Raw genomic sequence first — 19,445 nt, 5'->3', positions numbered from 1 at the left:
TGTAGCCCCATCTATTTAAATGTAAATCGTTGTATTCTACATTTCAATTTCTTCAAAATCACTTTCTTCAGCTCTTTTTATAAAAGCATCAGGTATTGACTTTTTAGCTTTGGCACCCATTTTTTTCAACTTCTCAATACTTGTAATAATATTACCGCGGCCATCAACTAATTTATTCATTGCGCCTTTGTATTCGCCCTTGGCATCATCTAATCGTTTACCGACTTTGGTAAGGTCACCAACAAAACCTTCGAATTTATCATAAAGTGCACCAGCTTGTCTGGCAATTTCAATAGCGTTTCGCTGTTGTTTTTCGTTATTCCACATACTATCTATTGTGCGTAACGTCGCCAATAAAGTAGAAGGAGTAACAATTACAATGTTTTGTTCAAATGCTTTATTATAAAGGGTGTTGTCATTATTTATAGCTATGGCAAATGCTGGTTCTATAGGAATGAAAAGCAGTACAAAATCTGGACTTTCCATTTGGTATAAGTCTTCATATTTTTTAGCGGATAACTGATCTACATGTCTTCGAAGCGAATTTATATGATCTTTTAAATGTTTGGCTTGTGCATCATCGTCATCCGCATTAACATAACGTTCATAATCAGTTAAAGAGACCTTTGAATCAACAATCATCTTTTTACCATCAGGCAGATTGATAATCACATCTGGTAAAACACGAGAACCATCTTCTAATGTAAAACTTTGTTGCACCGTATACTCGCGATCTTTTTCTAGTCCTGATTTTTCTAGAACCCGTTCTAAAACAAGTTCTCCCCAATTGCCTTGCATTTTACTATCGCCTTTAAGCGCTTTTGTAAGGTTCTCAGCTTCTTGGGTAATCTTTAGGTTTTGAGTTTGAAGATTAAGTAATTGTTCTTTTAAGGCAGAATGAATACTGATGTTTTCTTTTTGACTTTCTTCTACTTTCTTTTCAAACAATTGTATTTTTTCATTGAGTGGGGTAAGAATGTCTTTGATATTTTTCTCGTTACGCTCTGTGAATTTTAGACTCTTCTCTTCTAATATTTTATTCGCGAGATTTTCAAATTCTTTAGTGAATTTTTCTTGAAGCTTTTCTACTTCTTCTTTTTGCTCAGTATTCTTTAATTGTAAATTTTCTAGGTCTGCTTCATATCTCGTAATCTGATAGCCCAGCCGTTCTTTTTCTAATCGAAGTTCGTTTTTTTCTGCCTCAGAATTTATTAATTTTTCGTTTAGATTGTTGAGATTATTGCCTAACTGTTGTTCGCGTTCAAGTAAAGCACTTTGCTCTGATTTTGTTTTTAGTGCATTAATATAATTGCCTATAAAGTAACCAATTGCAAGGCAGATTATACCAATTATAAGATATATTAAGTATTCGTTCATTGTCAAATAATGTATTCGAAGTAAAGATAAGTGATTTTAAAAAAGAAGAAAGGAGAACTTTAGGTTTGAATATGTATTGAAGCCAAAAAATAGCCTTTTAGTATTGCATTCAAATATATTTCTATTCTTTAATTTTAAAAGAACCGTTCTGAGCATCAAAGAAAACTGTATCTGAAGGAAATAAGGTGTCGAAAGCTTTTTGCTCTATAAGTTTATTGGGTTTGTCAAAGGCATTTACTGTGCCATCTAACACCAAAATTTTATCGCATATTTGAATTGCTATTTCAATTTCATGCGTTGTAAACACAATTGTTTTGTTGGTTCTATGTGCTATGGATTTTAATAATTTTAATATTTGAACTTTATGGTATAAGTCTAAATGTGTTGTAGGTTCATCTAATAATATTACAGCAGTGTCTTGTACCAAAGCTCGTGCAATCATAACACGTTGCAATTGTCCATCACTTAATTCATAACATTTTTTATGCTGTATTTTAGCGAGTTCCATTTGTTGAATAGCGTCTTCAACTTTTAATACATCTTCTTTAGATAAAGCACCAAGCCAATTGGTATAAGGAGACCTACCTAAAGCAAGTAGTTCAGCTACTGTCATGTTTTTTGATGCAATTGGTTCAGTTAAAACAAGACTAAGGTCTGCAGCTAATTCTATTGGTTTATAGTTGTCTAATGATTTACCATTTAGTTCAACTACACCCGAAAGTTTTGGTTGTACCTTACCTAAAGTTCTTAATAATGTTGATTTACCAATTCCGTTTATTCCAATAATAGCAGTAAGCTCACCTTTGATTGTATCAAAATTAATGTTGCTTGCAATTAGTGCTTTTTCCTTTTTTAAGGAATAACCTATTGCTAAGTCTCTTACACTAAAAGTAATGTTATCGTGATTTGCCGCCATTAAAACATCATTTTTCGTTTTCGAATTAGTAGCCAAATTACAACGGGTGCTCCTATAATACTTGTTACTGCATTAATGGGTAATACGTTAGCTGAGGTTGGTAATTGCGCAATAGTATCACAAATCAACATCAATATAGCACCATAAATTAATACTGCTGGCATTAATATTCTATGGTCTGTGGTATTGAATATTTGCCGTGTTAAATGCGGAACCGCTAGACCTACAAAAGCAATCGGACCCGCGAAGGCCGTAATACTCCCTGCTAAAATACCTGTAGCAATAATAATCAGATAGCGCGATGTTTTCATATTCACGCCCAAACTACGCGCATAATTCTCACCTAAAAGCATTGCATTTAATGATTTTATAGAAAGTATACTTAAGAATATACCAGCTAAAACGAGCGCAAATAATAATCCTAATTGTCGCCAAGAAAGGTTACCTAAACTTCCATATGACCAATAGATATATTGCTGTAATTTTTCGGCATTCGTAAAATAGGAGAGTACGCTTACAATTGCAGAAGTAATGCTACCAAACATCAATCCTATAATCAATAAAGCCATGGTATCTTTCACTTTTGTAGCCACTGATATCACAACCATTAAAACTAAAAAGCTGCCGATACTAGCGGCAATTGCTAATGAAATATCATTTATTAATCCGAAGGAAAAAAAGCTAGCCAAAACCGATGATCCCATTATAAGTAGTGCAGCTCCTAAACTTGCACCTGAACTTATACCGAGTACAAAAGGCCCTGCTAAGGGATTACGAAATAAGGTTTGCATTAAGAGTCCGCTCAAGGCTAATCCTGCACCCACTAAAATTGCGGTAAGTGCTTTCGGAATTCGATAATCCCAAATAATATAACTCCAAGATTCATTTTGTAAAGTGCCGCCAAAAAGGGCATTTATAGTTTCATTTATGGGAATTGAGACCGAACCTGAACTAATGTTTAAAGTAAAAACAAGCACGAGTATTAAAAGTAAAAACAGAAAAGAAAAACGATATGTTTTTGACTCTAACATTGTTTAATCAAGGGGTTTAAAAAAGAACGGATTATGGTTTGGTAATAAATCTGGGTGGAAGATATGCACCAAGTCTTTTAAAACCAAATCAGGTCTGTTGGGGGCTAATTCAAAGTACAATAGCCCATCAGTTTCACCTTTTGTTTTAGCAAATGTGTATAAGTTTTTAGATTGAAAGGCATCAAATTGGCTGTAATGACGTCCTGCCTTTTCCATTTCATTATAAGCCGTGAATTGAGATGGCGATATCCAGAATTCAGCATTTTTAGCTTTGGTTAAAATGGCTTCAATACCCAAAGAAAGGCTCCCTGTTTCTGTGGTTTCTTTATACAAGTAATCTGCGTTTGCATCTTCAATAAATTGTGCTGCCCAACTACCACCACCAGGTAAATACCAAACATCTTTATAAAGGGCACCACTTAAAACAGTAGGTTTTGTTTTTGCTTTTTTAGCTAGTTCTTTTACGGCTAAATACGAACTTTCAATTTCATTAAAAAGCGAATTTGCCTTATCATCTAATTCGAAAAAAGGTGCAAAAAATTTAATCCACTCAGCTTTTCCTAGTGGAGTTTGCTCCGTCCAATCACCATTATATACTACCAGAATTTTAGCATGACTTAAGGTTTCATACGCTTTATTTTCACTGCTGATTGAAAAACCAATTACAACTTCAGGCTTCAATTCAATAACCATTTCAGTATTTAAAGAATGATTGCTGCCCAATTCTTTTATTTTTCCATCAGCAATGAGTTTTCGAGTTTTTACAGAAGAAATATATTGTGTGTCAGGAAAACCTCTTAATTTGTCTAACACACCGAGGGCTTCTAATGCAGGAATATGAGTTGTTGAAGTAACTACTATATTGTCTACCGGTGTACCAATAATTGCGTCATAGGCATCAACATTTAATGTCATTGCTGCCATTTTTGCTTTCGGAATTAAGGCATAGGTAAATGCACTTTCTGAATTAGGCCATGGTGAAGAAATACTAAGAATTGTAATATCTCCTGATTTTTCTATGCTAAATCCATTTGCATACTTAACTGCAATTTGTTCAACCTTTGGCAATTCAATTGATTGCTCTGATTTCTTATTTTCAGATTTACAAGAAAGTAGTAGTAAGGCAAAAAGTAAAAGTAAATTTCTCAATTCTATGAATTTTAATTGCGGCCAAATGTACAGTTAATCTTATTATTTTTTTGATAACCTAAGTGGGATTATTGGTTTCATCATTTTATGTTGGTCAATTATATTTTTAATTTTTGCCAATACTTTGAAAAAAGATTGCCTACTTTCGCGCTGAATTTTTGGTTTGACATGGCTCTATTGGCTGTGTTAATTAAAAGGGAATCTAGTTAAAATCTAGAACTGTTCCCGCAACTGTAAGCTTTGCCGATTTATCGGATTTTGCTACAAACTTCAACCACTGTTTGCCTAAAGCAAATGGGAAGGTAAGTAGTAAAAAGCAAGTCAGGAGACCTGCCTTTAATTTGTCTGCCTTTGGCAGCAACAAACATTAGTAAACTTTCGGGATAAAGGTTTAGGTTATGAAGAACTATGTATTCTCTTTAGTATTGGTATTGCCTTTTTGTTGGCAGCTATCCGCTCAGAAAACACCTATCTGGGAATTGGATGAGGTTGTTATATCTGATACTCGGGTAAAAAGGTATGCAGAAGGTCACAAAGTATCTATTCTAACAGATAGTACCATACAGCGCAACGCATCATCACTTACTGGGCTTTTATCATTCAATTCAAATATTTATTTTAAAGAAAATGGTTACGGCATGGTCTCTTCACCTGCTTTTAGAGGAACCAATGCTTCGCATACGGCTGTGGTTTGGAATGGAATTAATATTAATTCTCAAATGAATGGTCAGGTAGACTTCAATACAATTAACCCATTGAATTATAGTTCTGTCGGAATTCGAAGTGGTGGTGGCAGTGTGCAATTTGGTACTGGTGCAATTGGTGGCAGTGTTCATTTAAACAATGAATTAAACTTTGAAAAGCATTTTGGGCACCGTCTCATTTTAGGTTACGGTAGTTTTAATACTAAAAACGCCAACTACAATCAAAGTTTCGGAAATGGTAAGTGGTCATCCACTTTTGGTATAAATTATAAAGGGTCTACTAATGATTACGAATACCTAGAAACCGATCAGAAAAATACGAATGGTGAATTTGAAAACTTGAGTTTAAATTTTAATTCAGGATATATAATTTCTGATAAGCATGTTTTGCGATTATACCATCAAAGCATCATTGGTGACCGTAATCTCTCAGGAAATTTAGCAACTATTGGTAGAAGTCGTTACAAGGATAATCAATACCGTACACAAATTGAGTGGACACATTATAGTGAAAAATCAGTTTCAAAATTAAAGCTTGCACACTTAGATGAAGCCTTTAAATATTTTGAAAATAAGGATTCTGATATTTTTTCTGAAGGAAGGGTTATCACGTTTTTAGCACGGTATTCTTTAGATATAGAGCTTTCTGAATTATTTAAATTGCTCTCTTTTATAGAATATAATAATTATAAGGGTGAGGGGAGTAGCTTCGGTAGTCCCCAACGAAATGATGTTTCTGTAACGTCAATTTTAAAGTATAATTTATCGAAGCAATCAGTTGTAAATTTCAGTTTACGACAAGATTTCTCATCTGATTTTTCAAGTCCTTTGATTTTTGCCATTGACGGTAGCCATGAATTTAGCAACCAATACACGCTACAACTTAATGCTTCTCGAAATTTTCGAGCACCTACTTTCAATGACCTTTATTGGCAGCCAGGTGGTAATTTAGATTTGCTTTCTGAGCGCTCTTACCAAATCGATCTTGGGCATCAACTAAAATTTGGTTCTGTATATGTAAATCTAAACAGTTTTTATATCGCCACTGAAGATATGATTCGATGGCTGCCACAGAATAATGGGCCTTGGTCACCAACTAATGTTGACAAAGTACAAATTTACGGTCTTGAAAGTGAGGTTGGTATAAAATATCCTATCGGTAAAAATCAGAATGTCGATTTTAAATTGAATTATGCCTATACCGTATCACAAGATAATGAAACCAAAGAGCAACTTATTTATGTTCCTTTTCATCGGGGTAACGCTTCCTTGGCATATGCAATTTCTGATGTAAGTCTATTTTATCAGCACTTATACAATGGACCTGTTTCCATTATCGGTGGTGAATTAGAAGGCTATCAAGTGTCTAATATGGGAATTAATTATTCTCTGAATTCGAACAAAAAATTGAACTATAATTTAGGAGTTACAGTAAACAATCTTTTCAATAACTATTACGAGAACGTAGCATTGCGACCAATGCCTAATAGAAATTTTCAAATTCAATTAATCTTAAATTTTTAAACTAATGAAAATTAGAAGCTTTATTTTAACTGTAGCCATGGCTGCAATAGTATTTGTAGGATGTAAAAATGACGACGATGTTCAACCACAACTTGGCGCCGTTTCAATATCGGTAACTGATAATTCGTATGCGGAGGGCGATGGCGTTATTGCACTTACTTTTACTGCGACTACGGCATTTAACTCTGATATAGTAATAGCCTATGAAGTTTCTGGTACAGCTACTGCTGCAGAAGATTTTGAGGCACTTTCAGGTTCTGCAACATTAGCAGCAGGGGAAACTACTTTCATTCAAAACATTACATTATTAGATGACGATGATGTTGAGACTTCTGAAGAACTAGTTATAACCATTACGAGTATTGATGGCGCTCAAGAGCTTATTGGGTCTAGTAATGCGGTAACTTTAACAATTACTGATAACGATTCTTTTGCTTATGAAAACGGAATTCTAGTTTTACATGAAGGAAATTTTGGCGCAGGAAACGCTTCTGTCTCTTTTGTGTCGGATGATTTGACATCAACAGAAAATGGAATTTTTAAATCTGTGAATGAAGTTGATAGTTGGGGTGATACTGCGCAAAGTATAGCCTTTGAAGGTGATTTGGCCTATATTGTTCTTAATAATTCTCAAAAAATAGAAGTGGTTAACCGCTTTACTTTTGAGTCGGTCGCTACAATTGGAGGGCCTGATAAAACCGATTTTTTAAATCCTCGTTTCATGGTTATTGTAAATGGGAAAGGTTATGTAACCAATTGGGGTGACGGAAGTAATCCTGATGATGATTTTATTGCAGTAATCAACTTAGAAAATAATACAGTTGAATCTCCTATTTCGGTTGCAGAAGGTCCTGAAATGATTGTAGCCAATGAAAGTACAATCTATGTTGCTCATAAAGGTGGATTTAACCAAAACAATATTGTTTCTGTAATTGATGCAACTACGAATGCTGTGACTACTTCAATTACTGTTGCAGATCGACCTAATTCGCTGCAATTTGATGCTGATGGTAATCTTTGGGCGCTTTCAGGTGGTAACCCTTCATGGACAGGTATTGAAAGCCCTGGTCAATTAGATAAAATTGATATTACAGATAATACAGTTACGGAAACCTTAACTTTTGAAACGACTGAACATCCTGGAGCATTATCTTTAGTAGACGGTAGTTTATATTATTATCTTTCTGGATCAGTTTTTAAATTAGACGCTACTAGCACAACACTGCCTACAACAGCTGAAATTACAGGACTAAGTTTTGTTAATATGTCAGTGAATGCTGGAAAACTTTACGGTGTAGATGCTAAAGATTATTCAAGTAATGGATCATTAGAAGTGTATGACTTAAGTAATAACACGCTTTTAACTTCTGAAGAGGTTTCAATTATTCCTACTGCGATTTACTTTAATGGTGCATTTGAATTTTAGTAAGTTTATGTAATTCTAGACTTTTTTTATTTTTAGTCGAATTAAAAATAGTCATATAAAAAAAGCGACCATGAAATTCATGGTCGCTTTTATATTGTACTACTAATTCGTTTTTACTCAAAAGGATTAGAAACAAACATTCGATCTTCTAACGGAGCGAACATTTTAGAATCTGTAATTAAATTAGCGGGCATTTTTACTTCAAAGCTTCGCTTGCCAGTAGTGCCAGTAATATCTTCAATTGCCTTTGCCAGTAATGGCTCAAATTGATCACCTAGAACATCGTAATTGGCTAAATCTTCTTGTAATAGTTCATCTGGTATTAAACCTGATGTGTAATCAGAAAAACCATCTGCGTTTTCATTACGTCCGCACAAAGGTTGAATTGCCCATTTATTACTTGGGTTAATTTTATCTTCTCTACCTCGTGAAAAAAGGTATGGGTATGAAGGGCTTTGTGGGTCATCTACAAACGTAAGCGAAAACTCATTTTTACCTCTAGTCTTTTCGCCGATATGAATAACTTCCATATGCGGTCTAAGACTATTAATAACTAATTCACTTGCTGACGCTGAACCGTATGTTGCTATAATATAAACTTTACTCAAATTAAGCGTATTCAATTGGGTGCCTGCTTTTGTTTTATCAGCAAAATTATCGGTGAGTTCTTCTCCGAAAAAAGCTTGCCATTTGGCATTCCAACGTTGCGTTAAAAAGACTTTGTCAGTATGAAGTCCGTGAATCATACTAGAAAGTAAACGTGCAGAGTTTACATCACCACCAGAGTTATATCTTAAGTCTAAAACTAATTCATCAACTTGGCCAGCAACGAATCGCCCGAAAACTTGATTTAATTCTTCATCGTACTCATCAGTGAACGCATTGTAAACTAAATACCCAATTTTTTTTCCGCCTATTTCAAAAATCTTATCTAAAAATATCGGATTTTCAGCAAGACCTTCTTCCTTGGTTAAACTAACCTCAATATCATTAGCAGTTAATTTATTATCTTCAATATCAGCCATATTTAGTGTATAGGTATCTGAATCTCCAAAAAGTAGATTGATATAATTATCATCTGTTAAAACCTGACCATTGACACCCATAAAAATATCACCTCTTTTTATGCTTTTAGTACTTGCATTTGAATTCGGAATGATATAACGTACAATTCCGAAGATACTGTCTGATTGGTTTAATCGAACCAAACCAAATTCTAATCCATTACTCTTAGAAATACCAGCTAAAGCATTGGTCCAAGTTTTATAATCATCACTTGAACGGCTAAAACGGTCTTCACTAACTTTTAATTTTTCGAAAAAAGCACTTGGGTCGGTTTCTGAAGCTAAAAAAGTGGTGTAATCTTCAGTATTTGAAAAGCGATCATCAGCGAGATCAGCTTTATCTTTTTGCCAAAAATACCACGTATTCATTGCTCTGTACATAAAGTCTTGTACAACAACATTAGCACTTGGATCAGGGCTAGGTATGTTAGGGTTAATCATAATGGCATCATCATTTTTACAGCCACCTAGCATTATACCTGATAGTATAAATAATAATACATATTTATTCATATTCTTACCTTTCATAGATTTCTTCTTTTTTACAGCAAAGTATCAATTTTCGTTCCAAGTGTTTTATTACCCATATTGTGCTATCACTTTAATCTTAACGTATTTACGAGTCTATTTAGTTTATGGTTTTGCATTTTCTCATATTAACATAAAAAGTTATCCTAATAAACTTCACTAAGACCGGTATTATCATGGAAAATGATACTTTAACCTAGTAGTATTTGTTGCATGTTAATTCATTCGATTAGTTAATACTATTTGAAAAGAACTAATTTATTCCAATAAAACCTTTGTGAATTGTACCACCATATGGCTTCATTCTAGTTGAACTACTTATGGTCTTTATTTTCATGTTATCAGGTACATACGATTTTGAGGCCTTTGAAGTTACACCTGTAATTTTTTCGATTGCTAAATCTAATAAGGGCTCACCTTGTTCACCTAGTTGCCCTAAGTTGCCCAAACTTTCTTGTAGCAGAAAGTCTGGTTGTAAACCATCTGTAAATTCTCCAAAGCCATCAGCGTTTTGTGCTTGCCCTACTATGGGCTGTAAGGCATATTTATGTTTGGAATTTGAGTTTTCAACAGTTTTGTATTCTCCGCCTAAAACAATATAAGGCAAAGGTAAATCTTGCCGCCCTTCCTCTTTATATACTTGACCCGGATTGTCAACTAAGGAAACCGATAGTTGATTTTTACCTACAGTGACATCTCCAATATGTATTACATCTATATATGGTGCAAGATTGTTTAGTACATATTCACTCGCAGAGGCAGTATCATCAGTTGCAATAATATATACTTTATCAAGATTTAGATGATTAATAGGTGTTTCATCTATGGTATCAACAAAAAAGTCTTGAGACCCTAGAATATTGTTCCATTTGGCATTCCACATATCTCTACCTAAAAGCTCGTTTGTGAATTGACCAGTTATCATACTACAAAGTCTTTGAGCAGTTTGTCCGCTGCCTCCACCGTTATATCGTAAATCTAAAACCAATTCGTCAATATTCTCACTCTTCAAGACACCAATGGCCTCATTAAGGGCGATATCAGAATCAAAAGGAAAGCTATTGTACATGATATAACCGATTTTTATGCCGCTAACTTCAAGTGTTTTAGAAACCAATATTGGGTCTTCTGTTATTTCAGCTTTAGTAAGCTCTATGTTTACATCGTTTGGTACGGTTTCGTTATTTTCTGAAATCTCAGCGAAGTTTAATGTAAAAGTCTCTGGATCTAATAAATCTAGGTTACTTGAAGTGATGTTGCCGTCTATATCTGTTTCGGCAAATAATTCAACACCATTAACGGCATAAAACACATCACCTCTGTTTACATTTTTTGTGGCAGCATCAGAGTCATTTATTACATATCGAACCACTCCGACAACTTTATTTCCGCCTTCAGGTGGTCGGGTTAGTACAAAATCAATACCATTGGTAGTATATACACCAGATAATACATTGAATAATAGGTCATAATCATCAACTATGGCACTAAAGCGATCTTTTGGTGATTTCAATGTTTGAAATAATGCGATTGGAGAATTAAAACCGTTTAAAAATTTATGATAATCATTCTTATCAGCAAAACGATCATCACCAAGTTCAATTACTTCATCTTGCCATAGATAATAAGAATTCATGGCTTTCCAAGTAAAATCATTGGCCTCATTTCCGAGCACAACATCTTTTACTTCTTCAGTTTCTTCGTCAATAACTACATCATCATTTTTTTTACAACTTGAGATAAAAAGAATAATTGTAAAAAGAAAGAATAGGGAATTTTTCATGCTTTTGGGTTTACTTTTGCAGGTAATAGTGCAATTAATAGTATAACAACCGAGTTCTGGTAATCCCTACTTAATGTATAGAGAATGCTATAATATTTGCTTTATTAGTGCCAAAAAGTGGTGAAATTACTTACTTCTGAGGTATTAAAAAATATTTTGTAACAATTTTAAGTATGATTCGTCTTCAATTTGTAACCCCATAATAAGGATTGCAAAACAACAACCAATAATGCAACAAGCAGAATTTCTGAATATTGTAACGCCCTTTAAAGACAAGCTTTTTCGTATGGCTAAGCGATTGTTAGTCTCAACTGAAGAAGCAGAAGACGCAACACAAGAAATATTATTAAAGCTATGGACGAAAAGCAATGCTATCAGTAGCTATAAAAATGTAGAAGCTTTTGCGATGACTATGACTAAAAACTTTTGTCTTGACCGTTTAAAATCGAAACAGGCATCAAATTTGAAGTTAGTACACAGTAATTATACTGATGATAATAGTTCATTACAAAAGCAAGTAGAAGCATCAGACAGTGTTTTATGGGTGCAAAGGATAATGGAAGAGTTACCTGAACAGCAAAAAATGGTATTACAATTGAGAGATGTAGAACAGTATGATTTAGATGAAATATCTGAAATGTTAGAAATGAAACCTACCGCAGTACGCGTAGCGTTATCACGAGCACGAAAAATTGTTAGAGAAAAATTATTGGAAAAACACAGTTATGGAATTAGATAACATAGAAAAGTTAATAGAAAAGTATTTCGAGGCTGCCACTACGGTTGCTGAAGAAGAGACATTAAAAGAGTACTTCTCACAAGAAAGTGTAGCACCACATCTTGAACAGTACGCCCCCATGTTTCAATACTTTGCAAGTGCAAAAAAAGAACGCTTTACAAAACAGGTTCCTTTAACCTCAGAAGTAACTAAGGTGAAAAAGAACCGTTACGGATGGTATTCTGCCGCGGCTGCAGTCGCAATTTGTGCAGGGTTGTATTTTAATCAACCAACAGCTATTGAAGATGAGTACTCACCTGAAGAAATTGCCGCAGCGCAAGAGGCCTTAGCATTGCTTGGTGATAATTTTAATAAGGGTACCCATCAATTTTCTCACTTAAATGAATTTGAGAAAAACACAACTAGATTTATACAAAAAAATTAATCAGATTACTTCAATTAAATTACGAACAATAAAAATTAATACAATGAAAAAGCAAATAATTATAGTACTACTGGCAATATTGCCAACCTTCATTTACAGTCAAGATATTTTTGAAAAATATGAAGACAATAGCGATGTAACTTTTGTGGCAATGCAACCAAAGATGTTTCAAATGCTAGCCAATATTAGCGTTGATTCAGATGATCCAGAAGCACAAGATTTTTTTAGCTTGGTAAAATCCATTACTAGCTTTAGGGTAATTACTACCGCAAATGCTTCTATTTCTAATGATATGAATGGTTGGGTTACAACAAGGCTAAAAGGTTCAACTTATGAAGAGTTGATGCGTGTTCGTGATGGAGATTCTAATGTGAAATTTTATGTAAAAGAAGGAAAAGATGATGATCACGTTAAAGAACTCTTGATGTTTGTTACCGGAATGGCTGATAAAAACATCGAAATAGAAGGTAAGAAAATGGAAACGGTATTACTTTCTTTAACGGGTGATATTGATTTGCGTAAAATAGGAAAGCTTACCGAGAAAATGGACTTGCCAGGTGGTAAGCAATTGAGTAAAGCTGCTGAAAAAAAGCAAAAGTAAAAACTAATTGTAGGCCGTAGAAATTTATCTTCTACGGCTTATTTTAATTCATCAATCAAAATTATTACATCATGAAAATTATAACAAAACTATCATTATTGATGTGCATGGTATTAATCACTGCCTGTTCATCTACCCAAAGTTTGCAAGAATATTATATCGACAATTCTGAAAATCCAAATTTTTTAAAATTAGATGTTCCAACAAGTGTCTTGAATTTGGCTGATGTTGATTTAAGTGAAAGTGAACGTGAAGCCATGCAGTCGTTAAAAAAACTGAATATTTTGGCCTTTAAAAAAACGAATGAAAATAACGTTGAATATAATGCAGAGAAAGAGGTAGTAAAACGTATTTTAAAAAATGATAAATTCAATGAATTGATGAAGTTTAATTTTGGTGGTGGTAATGCAAGTGTACAATATCTTGGTGATGATGATGCAATTGATGAGGTTGTGATATATGGTAATAGTGAAGAAAAAGGTTTTGCACTTATTCGAGTTTTAGGAGATAATATGAAGCCGCAACATATGATGCAATTAATTAAAGCGATTCAAAAGTCTAATTATAAAGGTGAAGGTCTTGAGCAACTTGGAAGCTTCTTAAAATAAAATTTTATGCTTAATTGTAAGCCCTGTTCAGCATAAGCTGAACAGGGCTTTTTTTATGTTAGTAAATAATAACGCTTCATAAAAATAATGGCAAATTGTGACTTGTTGCTTATTTTGGTGTCGTAATAGCATAAGAATAACCTAAAAAATAAAAGAACATTATGGAAGATGCACAAGTATGGATTGACAAGGGAATAGATTTCATTGTTGAATTTGGACCAAAACTAGTAGGCGCAATATTGATTTATATAATTGGTGCATGGGTAATTAAAAAACTCATGAAACTGCTTACAAAAGGAATGACTGTTCAAGAATACGATAAGTCACTTCAGAAGTTTCTTTTGAGTTTGGCAAAATGGGCTTTGACCATTTTCTTAATTATAACGGTTATTTCAACACTTGGAGTAGAGACTACTAGTTTTGCGGCATTAATAGCAGCAGCAGGTCTTGCTATTGGTTTAGCATTACAAGGTTCACTTTCTAATTTTGCGGGTGGCGTGCTTTTAATAATTTTCAAGCCGTATAAGATTGGTGATTTAATTGAAGCACAAGGTACTTTAGGTGTCGTTAAAGAAATTGAAATCTTCACAACAAAATTAATAACGCCTGATAATAAATTAGCGATTGTACCCAATGGCGCAATGGCAAACGGAAATATCATCAATTATACTGCGGAAGGTAAAATGAGGGTTGATACCGTTATTGGTGTTGGTTATGATGAGGATATCAAAAAAACAAAAGAAGTTTTATTAGAGGTTCTTACTTCTAACCCTAAGGTTTTAAAAGATCCAGCACCTTCAGTAAATGTTATGGAACTTGCGGATAGTTCAGTGAATTTTGCAGTAAGACCATATTGTGCTCCTGAACATTATTGGGATGTATACTTTGCTACTTATGAAAATTCTAAAATAGCATTAGACAAAGCTGGTATCGAAATTCCTTACCCACATGAAGTACAAATCAATAAATAGAAATTTGATTTTTAATAGCATAAAAAAGACCGCAATTGCGGTCTTTTTTTATGCTTATATGTTCGGTTTAAATACCTGTGTAATTACTTGGAGTAATTGCCTTTAATTCTGTTTTAATAGCGTCAGAAACTTCTAATGTATCAATGAACCCTGAAATAGATTGCTGATTTATTTTCTCATTGGTTCGCGTTAGACCTTTTAAAGCTTCATACGGATTTGGATATGCTTCTCTTCGTAAAATAGTTTGAATAGCTTCTGCGACAACCGCCCAATTATTTTCTAAATCTTGTTCAAATTTCACTTTGTTTAAAAGCAATTTATTCAAGCCCTTCATTGTAGATTGAAATGCTATCATAGTATGTGCAAAAGGCACACCAATATTACGAAGTACGGTACTATCTGTTAAATCACGCTGTAATCTTGAAATTGGTAATTTGGCAGATAAGTGTTCAAAGATTGCATTTGCGATGCCCAAGTTTCCTTCAGAGTTCTCAAAATCTATTGGGTTTACTTTGTGTGGCATAGCCGAAGATCCAATTTCACCTTTCTTAATTTTCTGTTTGAAATAATCCATAGAAACATACGTCCAGAAATCTCGGTCTAAGTCGATAACTATCGTATTGATACGTTTCATGCAATCAAACAATGCAGCAATATGATCGTAATGTTCAATTTGTGTTGTTGGAAAAGAATGATGCAGCCCTAATTTTTCTTGAACGAATTTTTGACCAAAGGCTTTCCAATCAATATTTGGGTAGGCCACTTTATGTGCATTATAATTTCCGGTAGCACCACCAAATTTTGCTGCGCTTGGTATATCATTTAACAAGTTGAATTGTTCTTTTAAACGAACAACAAAAACTTCAATTTCTTTTCCTAAGCGGGTAGGGGATGCCGGTTGACCATGTGTTCTTGCTAGCATTGAAATTTCTGCCCACTCGGTTACTAATCCCTCTAATTTCTCAAGTAATTGAAAATATTGTGGCACATAAACAGCATTCATGGCTTCCTTCATTGAAAGTGGAATAGCTGTATTATTAATATCTTGAGATGTTAATCCGAAATGAATAAATTCTTTAAAAGTATTTAATCCTAAGACATCAAACTTCTTTTTTATAAAGTATTCAACGGCTTTAACATCATGATTAGTAGTTTTCTCTAAATCTTTTATTTCCTGCGCATCAGCGGTATCAAAACTGGTATAAATTTCTCTAAGCGTATCAAATTTACTATTGTCAAAATCAGCCAATTGCGGTAATGGTATTTCACACAATGCTATGAAATATTCGATTTCTACTTGAACTCGATATTTAATGAGTGCCTCTTCTGAAAAGAAAGGTGCTAGATTATCTACTTTGTTTCTATAACGCCCATCAATAGGCGAAATAGCATTCAATTGGTTTAATGACATAGATGCTATATTAAAAGCTGCAAAGATACCTAATACAATGAGAGTTTGAAAGTTTGCTATTATAGTTTTATAGTCAAATTAGCCTTTTATGAACTGTCTATTAGTTTTCTGGTTGATTTTGAGATTTTAACGCTTTAGTTTTGATAAAACTCTTCTTGCTCTTGCTTTATACGCTGCACTTCCTGTTACATAATTTTGTTCTAATATCATTTTTAATTCAGGATGTATCCAATCAAAATCATTACCCAATAAATATAGACAAGTCATTGCATGAGCTTTTGGCGCAACATTGTGCTCACCAATTAACCAGTCAAAACATGCAGTTGTAATATGTTCTAGATGTACTTTTTTTACGGAATCTTTTGAAGCAGTTTCTTTTTTTGAATAGTAATCTATAAGCAGTAGTTCACACATTTTTGCAATTGGCCTAATGCCTTGTTCTTGCTTTACGTTTTGTATGTTATTTGTAAAAAAATCTAAATATGGTAATAATAGTGATACATTTTGCTTGATAGTATATTCAGTAACCCAAATAGCTTTATTAGAAATATTATTGTTTTTTTCAAAAGCTATTTCTAATAATTGCGGAATCATTTTCGGCGTACTTAAAGCCAATTCGGCCATTTTCCCTCTTTTTTCACGGGTATGATTTATGTATTCTAGTTTTTGAATAAGATCTGTCTTAGTCATTATTATCGTACTTTAGTTGTACCTCAAATTTTGAACTTAAAGTATAGGCATGAAATTACTCAAAAAATTATTTTTGGGCCTACTGCTAGTGTTGGTTATCATGCAGTTTTTTAGACCTGAAAAAAATAGTGCTCAAGGTGATCATTTAAAAGTGTTTATCGAAGAGACAAATCCGTCGGTTGATATTAAGTTGATTTTAGAACAGTCATGTTATGATTGTCATAGTAACAATACGCAGTACCCATGGTATAATGATGTAGCCCCCATATCTTTTTGGTTGGCGCATCATATTAAAGATGGAAAAAAAGACCTCAATTTTTCAGAATGGGATTCTTATGATGCTAAAAAGAAGGACCATAAATTAGAAGAAGTTGTAGAAATGGTAACCGATGGTGAAATGCCATTAAATGAATATACTTGGACGCATAGTAGTGCGCGATTAACTGAAAAACAAAGAAATGATCTTGTGGTTTGGGCAAAAACAACTAGGTTGTTGTACCAAGCAAAGTTGTTACAAGAGTAGGAACGCCTACTGTAGCAGATTCAGCAATAATTTTAAGATTATTAAAATCATTTTGATTTACACTTGGTTTGGGGTCAATAAAATAGATGGGCATATGTGCTACTACTTCATGAATTAATCCTGCAGCCGGATATACTTGCATTGAAGTACCAATAATAATTAAAATATCGGCTTTTGAAGTAATAGAAATGGCTTTCTCTAATACAGGAACTTGCTCACCAAACCATACAATATGGGGCCGTAATTGATGCCCAGTATCGCTTAAGTCTCCTAAAACAAGATCTTTTTTCCAATCTAGAACTATATCTTCGTTATAGGTACACCTTGCTTTAAGTAGTTCACCATGTATATGATAAATTTGAGAACTACCTGCTCGTTCATGTAAATCATCAACATTTTGCGTGATTATTGTAACGTCAAAATTTTCTTCTAAGTCAACAAGTGCATGATGCGCCGCGTTAGGAAAAACCGATAATAGCTGTCTTCTTCTTTGATTATAAAAATCTAAAACCAATTCAGGGTTGTTGGCAAAACCTTGTGGTGAGGCTACTTCCATAACATCATGGCCTTCCCATAAACCATCTGCATCTCTAAAAGTGTTTATGCCACTTTCAGCACTTATACCAGCTCCTGTAAGTACAACTATGTTCTTCTTCATATTTCAAAATTATGATTTCAAAATGAAATAGCGGTTTTTTATTATTTTCGAATTATGATTGATCATCAACTTTTAAAATATTTAGAAGAAATTATTACTCCAGAACGAAAAGAACGTTTTGCTGAAATTCTAGCAAATAGAACTAAGTTCATTACTGTAGCTATAGAAGATGTTTTTCAATTACATAATACAAGTGCTGTGATACGTAGTTGTGAGGTTTTTGGTATTCAAGAGGCTCATGTTATTGAAGACCGTTTTGGAAAACGATTAGACAAAAATATTGCAATGGGAGCCGAACAATGGGTTGATGTTATACGATATGCCAATACTAAAAATTGCATTTCACAACTAAGAAATAGAGGGTATCAGATAATTGCTACCACGCCTCATAATGATTCGTGCGTACTACATGATTTTAAACTTGACAAAAAAACAGCTCTATTTTTCGGTACCGAACGAGAAGGTTTAAGTGCTGAGGTATTAGATAATGCTGACGGTTTTTTAAAAATACCAATGGTTGGTTTTACAGAAAGTTTAAATATATCGGTTTCTGCCGCTATTATTTTACAACATTTGAGAACACAGTTAGAGTCTTCTGAAATTGATTGGCATTTAACAGATGATGAAAAACTTGAAAAACATTTAGATTGGACAAAGAAAACAATCAAAAGCATAGATAATATTTTAGAAAGATATCATCAGAACAACTAACATTTTTACTATATTTAAAGGTTAACTAACTAATATTTAGTGTTATGTATATAGCAATGTATATTATTATAGCGATTGTAGCAATTGTTATTTTATTAGCCTTAGCTGCACCAAAAACCTATAATGTTTCAAGGTCAATTGAAGTTAAAAGGCCGAAACAAGAAGTATTTGACTATTTGTTGTCTTTGAAAAATATGGATGATTGGTCACCATGGGCAAAGAAAGATCCTAATATGGTAAAGACTTTTACGGGTACTGATGGTGAAGTAGGTTGTATTAGTCATTGGGTAGGTAACAAGGATGTAGGTGAAGGAGAACAGGAAATTAAAAGGATTACTAATGGTGAACAAATTGATTCTGAATTACGTTTTTTAAAACCATGGAAATCTACTTCTGATTGTTATTTAAAGGTTGTTGAAACTGCTGCAGCAGCAACCAAAGTTACATGGGGTTTTTCTGGAAAAAATAAGTTTCCTATGAGTATAATGACTTTGTTTATGAGTATGGATAAAATGGTTGGTAAAGATTTTGAAGAGGGACTAGCTTCTCTGAAATCCGTTTTAGAAAAGTAATCTGAACTGTAAAAGGTTTAATTAAGGTTTCTCTT

19 protein-coding genes and 1 riboswitch are annotated in these 19,445 nt (G+C 33.6%); of the genes, 10 read left to right on the top strand and 9 right to left on the bottom strand.

Going from position 1 to position 19,445, the window contains the following annotated elements:
* Positions 1 to 36 precede the first annotated feature (36 nt).
* From JQC67_RS15615 to JQC67_RS15600, 4 genes are all read right to left on the bottom strand, one after another.
* Positions 37 to 1,377, bottom strand: a complete 1,341-nt coding sequence (locus tag JQC67_RS15615) for a DNA recombination protein RmuC (protein ID WP_203253849.1) — start codon at positions 1,375 to 1,377, stop codon at positions 37 to 39.
* 121 nt (positions 1,378 to 1,498) lie between these two features.
* Positions 1,499 to 2,293 (bottom strand): ABC transporter ATP-binding protein, encoded by a 795-nt coding sequence (locus JQC67_RS15610; RefSeq protein WP_203253848.1) that lies wholly within the window; start codon positions 2,291 to 2,293, stop codon positions 1,499 to 1,501.
* Positions 2,293 to 3,324, bottom strand: a complete 1,032-nt coding sequence (locus JQC67_RS15605; protein ID WP_203253847.1) for a FecCD family ABC transporter permease — start codon at positions 3,322 to 3,324, stop codon at positions 2,293 to 2,295. Before JQC67_RS15605 ends, JQC67_RS15610 begins: the two co-directional genes overlap by 1 nt.
* A gap of 3 nt (positions 3,325 to 3,327) precedes the next feature.
* Positions 3,328 to 4,473 carry an ABC transporter substrate-binding protein gene (locus tag JQC67_RS15600; protein ID WP_238934857.1) on the bottom strand — a complete coding sequence of 382 codons (1,146 nt, stop codon included), beginning with the start codon at positions 4,471 to 4,473 and terminating at the stop codon, positions 3,328 to 3,330.
* Positions 4,474 to 4,615: 142 nt separating this feature from the next.
* A riboswitch (cobalamin riboswitch) is annotated at positions 4,616 to 4,825 on the top strand.
* 46 nt (positions 4,826 to 4,871) lie between these two features.
* On the opposite strand from JQC67_RS15600, the gene JQC67_RS15595 reads away from it, so the two are divergent.
* Complete coding sequence (locus JQC67_RS15595; RefSeq protein WP_203253846.1) at positions 4,872 to 6,701, top strand: TonB-dependent receptor plug domain-containing protein; 1,830 nt, start codon at positions 4,872 to 4,874, stop codon at positions 6,699 to 6,701.
* A gap of 4 nt (positions 6,702 to 6,705) precedes the next feature.
* Complete coding sequence (locus JQC67_RS15590) at positions 6,706 to 8,127, top strand: DUF5074 domain-containing protein (protein WP_203253845.1); 1,422 nt, start codon at positions 6,706 to 6,708, stop codon at positions 8,125 to 8,127.
* Positions 8,128 to 8,240: 113 nt separating this feature from the next.
* Here JQC67_RS15590 and JQC67_RS15585 read toward each other — a convergent pair whose 3' ends face one another.
* Positions 8,241 to 9,719, bottom strand: coding sequence for a S41 family peptidase (locus tag JQC67_RS15585; RefSeq protein WP_238934855.1), 1,479 nt, complete (start codon positions 9,717 to 9,719; stop codon positions 8,241 to 8,243).
* 253 nt (positions 9,720 to 9,972) lie between these two features.
* A complete protein-coding gene (locus JQC67_RS15580) occupies positions 9,973 to 11,502 on the bottom strand; it encodes a S41 family peptidase (protein ID WP_203253844.1) in 1,530 nt (509 codons plus the stop codon).
* A gap of 229 nt (positions 11,503 to 11,731) precedes the next feature.
* Between JQC67_RS15580 and JQC67_RS15575 the strand changes: the two genes are divergently transcribed.
* The 5 genes from JQC67_RS15575 (at position 11,732) to JQC67_RS15555 (ending at position 14,845) form a co-directional block, all read left to right on the top strand.
* Positions 11,732 to 12,241 carry an RNA polymerase sigma factor gene (locus JQC67_RS15575; RefSeq protein WP_203253843.1) on the top strand — a complete coding sequence of 170 codons (510 nt, stop codon included), beginning with the start codon at positions 11,732 to 11,734 and terminating at the stop codon, positions 12,239 to 12,241.
* Entirely contained in the window at positions 12,228 to 12,665 is a 438-nt protein-coding gene (locus JQC67_RS15570) for a hypothetical protein (RefSeq protein ID WP_203253842.1), read from the top strand. Before JQC67_RS15575 ends, JQC67_RS15570 begins: the two co-directional genes overlap by 14 nt.
* 43 nt (positions 12,666 to 12,708) lie before the next feature.
* Positions 12,709 to 13,266 carry a DUF4252 domain-containing protein gene (locus tag JQC67_RS15565; RefSeq protein WP_203253841.1) on the top strand — a complete coding sequence of 186 codons (558 nt, stop codon included), beginning with the start codon at positions 12,709 to 12,711 and terminating at the stop codon, positions 13,264 to 13,266.
* Between the two features lie 71 nt (positions 13,267 to 13,337).
* Positions 13,338 to 13,874, top strand: coding sequence for a DUF4252 domain-containing protein (locus JQC67_RS15560; RefSeq protein WP_203253840.1), 537 nt, complete (start codon positions 13,338 to 13,340; stop codon positions 13,872 to 13,874).
* Positions 13,875 to 14,035: 161 nt separating this feature from the next.
* The gene (locus tag JQC67_RS15555; protein WP_203253839.1) at positions 14,036 to 14,845 is read left to right on the top strand and encodes a mechanosensitive ion channel family protein; all 810 of its coding nucleotides are present in this window, start codon (positions 14,036 to 14,038) and stop codon (positions 14,843 to 14,845) included.
* Between the two features lie 67 nt (positions 14,846 to 14,912).
* Here JQC67_RS15555 and purB read toward each other — a convergent pair whose 3' ends face one another.
* Both purB and JQC67_RS15545 read right to left on the bottom strand, forming a co-directional pair.
* Positions 14,913 to 16,256 (bottom strand): adenylosuccinate lyase, encoded by a 1,344-nt coding sequence (gene purB / locus JQC67_RS15550; RefSeq protein ID WP_203253838.1) that lies wholly within the window; start codon positions 16,254 to 16,256, stop codon positions 14,913 to 14,915.
* A gap of 126 nt (positions 16,257 to 16,382) precedes the next feature.
* The gene (locus JQC67_RS15545) at positions 16,383 to 16,946 is read right to left on the bottom strand and encodes an adenylosuccinate lyase (protein WP_203253837.1); all 564 of its coding nucleotides are present in this window, start codon (positions 16,944 to 16,946) and stop codon (positions 16,383 to 16,385) included.
* Positions 16,947 to 16,995: 49 nt separating this feature from the next.
* Between JQC67_RS15545 and JQC67_RS15540 the strand changes: the two genes are divergently transcribed.
* Positions 16,996 to 17,469, top strand: a complete 474-nt coding sequence (locus JQC67_RS15540) for a heme-binding domain-containing protein (protein ID WP_203253836.1) — start codon at positions 16,996 to 16,998, stop codon at positions 17,467 to 17,469.
* Here the strand turns inward: JQC67_RS15540 and JQC67_RS15535 are convergent.
* The gene (locus tag JQC67_RS15535; RefSeq protein ID WP_203253835.1) at positions 17,432 to 18,127 is read right to left on the bottom strand and encodes an SIR2 family NAD-dependent protein deacylase; all 696 of its coding nucleotides are present in this window, start codon (positions 18,125 to 18,127) and stop codon (positions 17,432 to 17,434) included. The genes JQC67_RS15540 and JQC67_RS15535 overlap by 38 nt on opposite strands.
* Positions 18,128 to 18,181: 54 nt before the next feature.
* On the opposite strand from JQC67_RS15535, the gene JQC67_RS15530 reads away from it, so the two are divergent.
* Positions 18,182 to 18,838 (top strand): TrmH family RNA methyltransferase, encoded by a 657-nt coding sequence (locus JQC67_RS15530; RefSeq protein WP_203253834.1) that lies wholly within the window; start codon positions 18,182 to 18,184, stop codon positions 18,836 to 18,838.
* 44 nt (positions 18,839 to 18,882) lie between these two features.
* Complete coding sequence (locus JQC67_RS15525) at positions 18,883 to 19,410, top strand: SRPBCC family protein (protein ID WP_203253833.1); 528 nt, start codon at positions 18,883 to 18,885, stop codon at positions 19,408 to 19,410.
* The last annotated feature ends 35 nt before the right edge of the window (positions 19,411 to 19,445 follow it).

The sequence above is a fragment of the Aurantibacter crassamenti genome (assembly GCF_016811105.1).
In the GTDB taxonomy this organism is placed as follows: Bacteria; Bacteroidota; Bacteroidia; order Flavobacteriales; family Flavobacteriaceae; genus Aurantibacter_A; species Aurantibacter_A crassamenti.
Note: the sequence above shows the minus strand (reverse complement) of the source record. Positions and strands in the feature narration are given on the sequence as shown.

Excerpts from the sequence above, each read along its gene's own strand:
- JQC67_RS15570 (WP_203253842.1), top strand. The coding sequence starts at position 12,228 with ATGGAATTAGATAACATAGAAAAGTTAATAGAAAAGTATTTCGAGGCT.
- JQC67_RS15575 (WP_203253843.1), top strand. The coding sequence starts at position 11,732 with ATGCAACAAGCAGAATTTCTGAATATTGTAACGCCCTTTAAAGACAAG.
- JQC67_RS15560 (WP_203253840.1), top strand. The coding sequence starts at position 13,338 with ATGAAAATTATAACAAAACTATCATTATTGATGTGCATGGTATTAATC.
- purB (WP_203253838.1), bottom strand. The coding sequence starts at position 16,256 with ATGTCATTAAACCAATTGAATGCTATTTCGCCTATTGATGGGCGTTAT.
- JQC67_RS15555 (WP_203253839.1), top strand. The coding sequence starts at position 14,036 with ATGGAAGATGCACAAGTATGGATTGACAAGGGAATAGATTTCATTGTT.
- JQC67_RS15590 (WP_203253845.1), top strand. The coding sequence starts at position 6,706 with ATGAAAATTAGAAGCTTTATTTTAACTGTAGCCATGGCTGCAATAGTA.
- JQC67_RS15565 (WP_203253841.1), top strand. The coding sequence starts at position 12,709 with ATGAAAAAGCAAATAATTATAGTACTACTGGCAATATTGCCAACCTTC.
- JQC67_RS15585 (WP_238934855.1), bottom strand. The coding sequence starts at position 9,719 with ATGAAAGGTAAGAATATGAATAAATATGTATTATTATTTATACTATCA.
- JQC67_RS15610 (WP_203253848.1), bottom strand. The coding sequence starts at position 2,293 with ATGGCGGCAAATCACGATAACATTACTTTTAGTGTAAGAGACTTAGCA.
- JQC67_RS15525 (WP_203253833.1), top strand. The coding sequence starts at position 18,883 with ATGTATATAGCAATGTATATTATTATAGCGATTGTAGCAATTGTTATT.
- JQC67_RS15580 (WP_203253844.1), bottom strand. The coding sequence starts at position 11,502 with ATGAAAAATTCCCTATTCTTTCTTTTTACAATTATTCTTTTTATCTCA.
- JQC67_RS15545 (WP_203253837.1), bottom strand. The coding sequence starts at position 16,946 with ATGACTAAGACAGATCTTATTCAAAAACTAGAATACATAAATCATACC.
- JQC67_RS15615 (WP_203253849.1), bottom strand. The coding sequence starts at position 1,377 with ATGAACGAATACTTAATATATCTTATAATTGGTATAATCTGCCTTGCA.
- JQC67_RS15540 (WP_203253836.1), top strand. The coding sequence starts at position 16,996 with ATGAAATTACTCAAAAAATTATTTTTGGGCCTACTGCTAGTGTTGGTT.
- JQC67_RS15530 (WP_203253834.1), top strand. The coding sequence starts at position 18,182 with ATGATTGATCATCAACTTTTAAAATATTTAGAAGAAATTATTACTCCA.
- JQC67_RS15535 (WP_203253835.1), bottom strand. The coding sequence starts at position 18,127 with ATGAAGAAGAACATAGTTGTACTTACAGGAGCTGGTATAAGTGCTGAA.
- JQC67_RS15605 (WP_203253847.1), bottom strand. The coding sequence starts at position 3,324 with ATGTTAGAGTCAAAAACATATCGTTTTTCTTTTCTGTTTTTACTTTTA.
- JQC67_RS15595 (WP_203253846.1), top strand. The coding sequence starts at position 4,872 with ATGAAGAACTATGTATTCTCTTTAGTATTGGTATTGCCTTTTTGTTGG.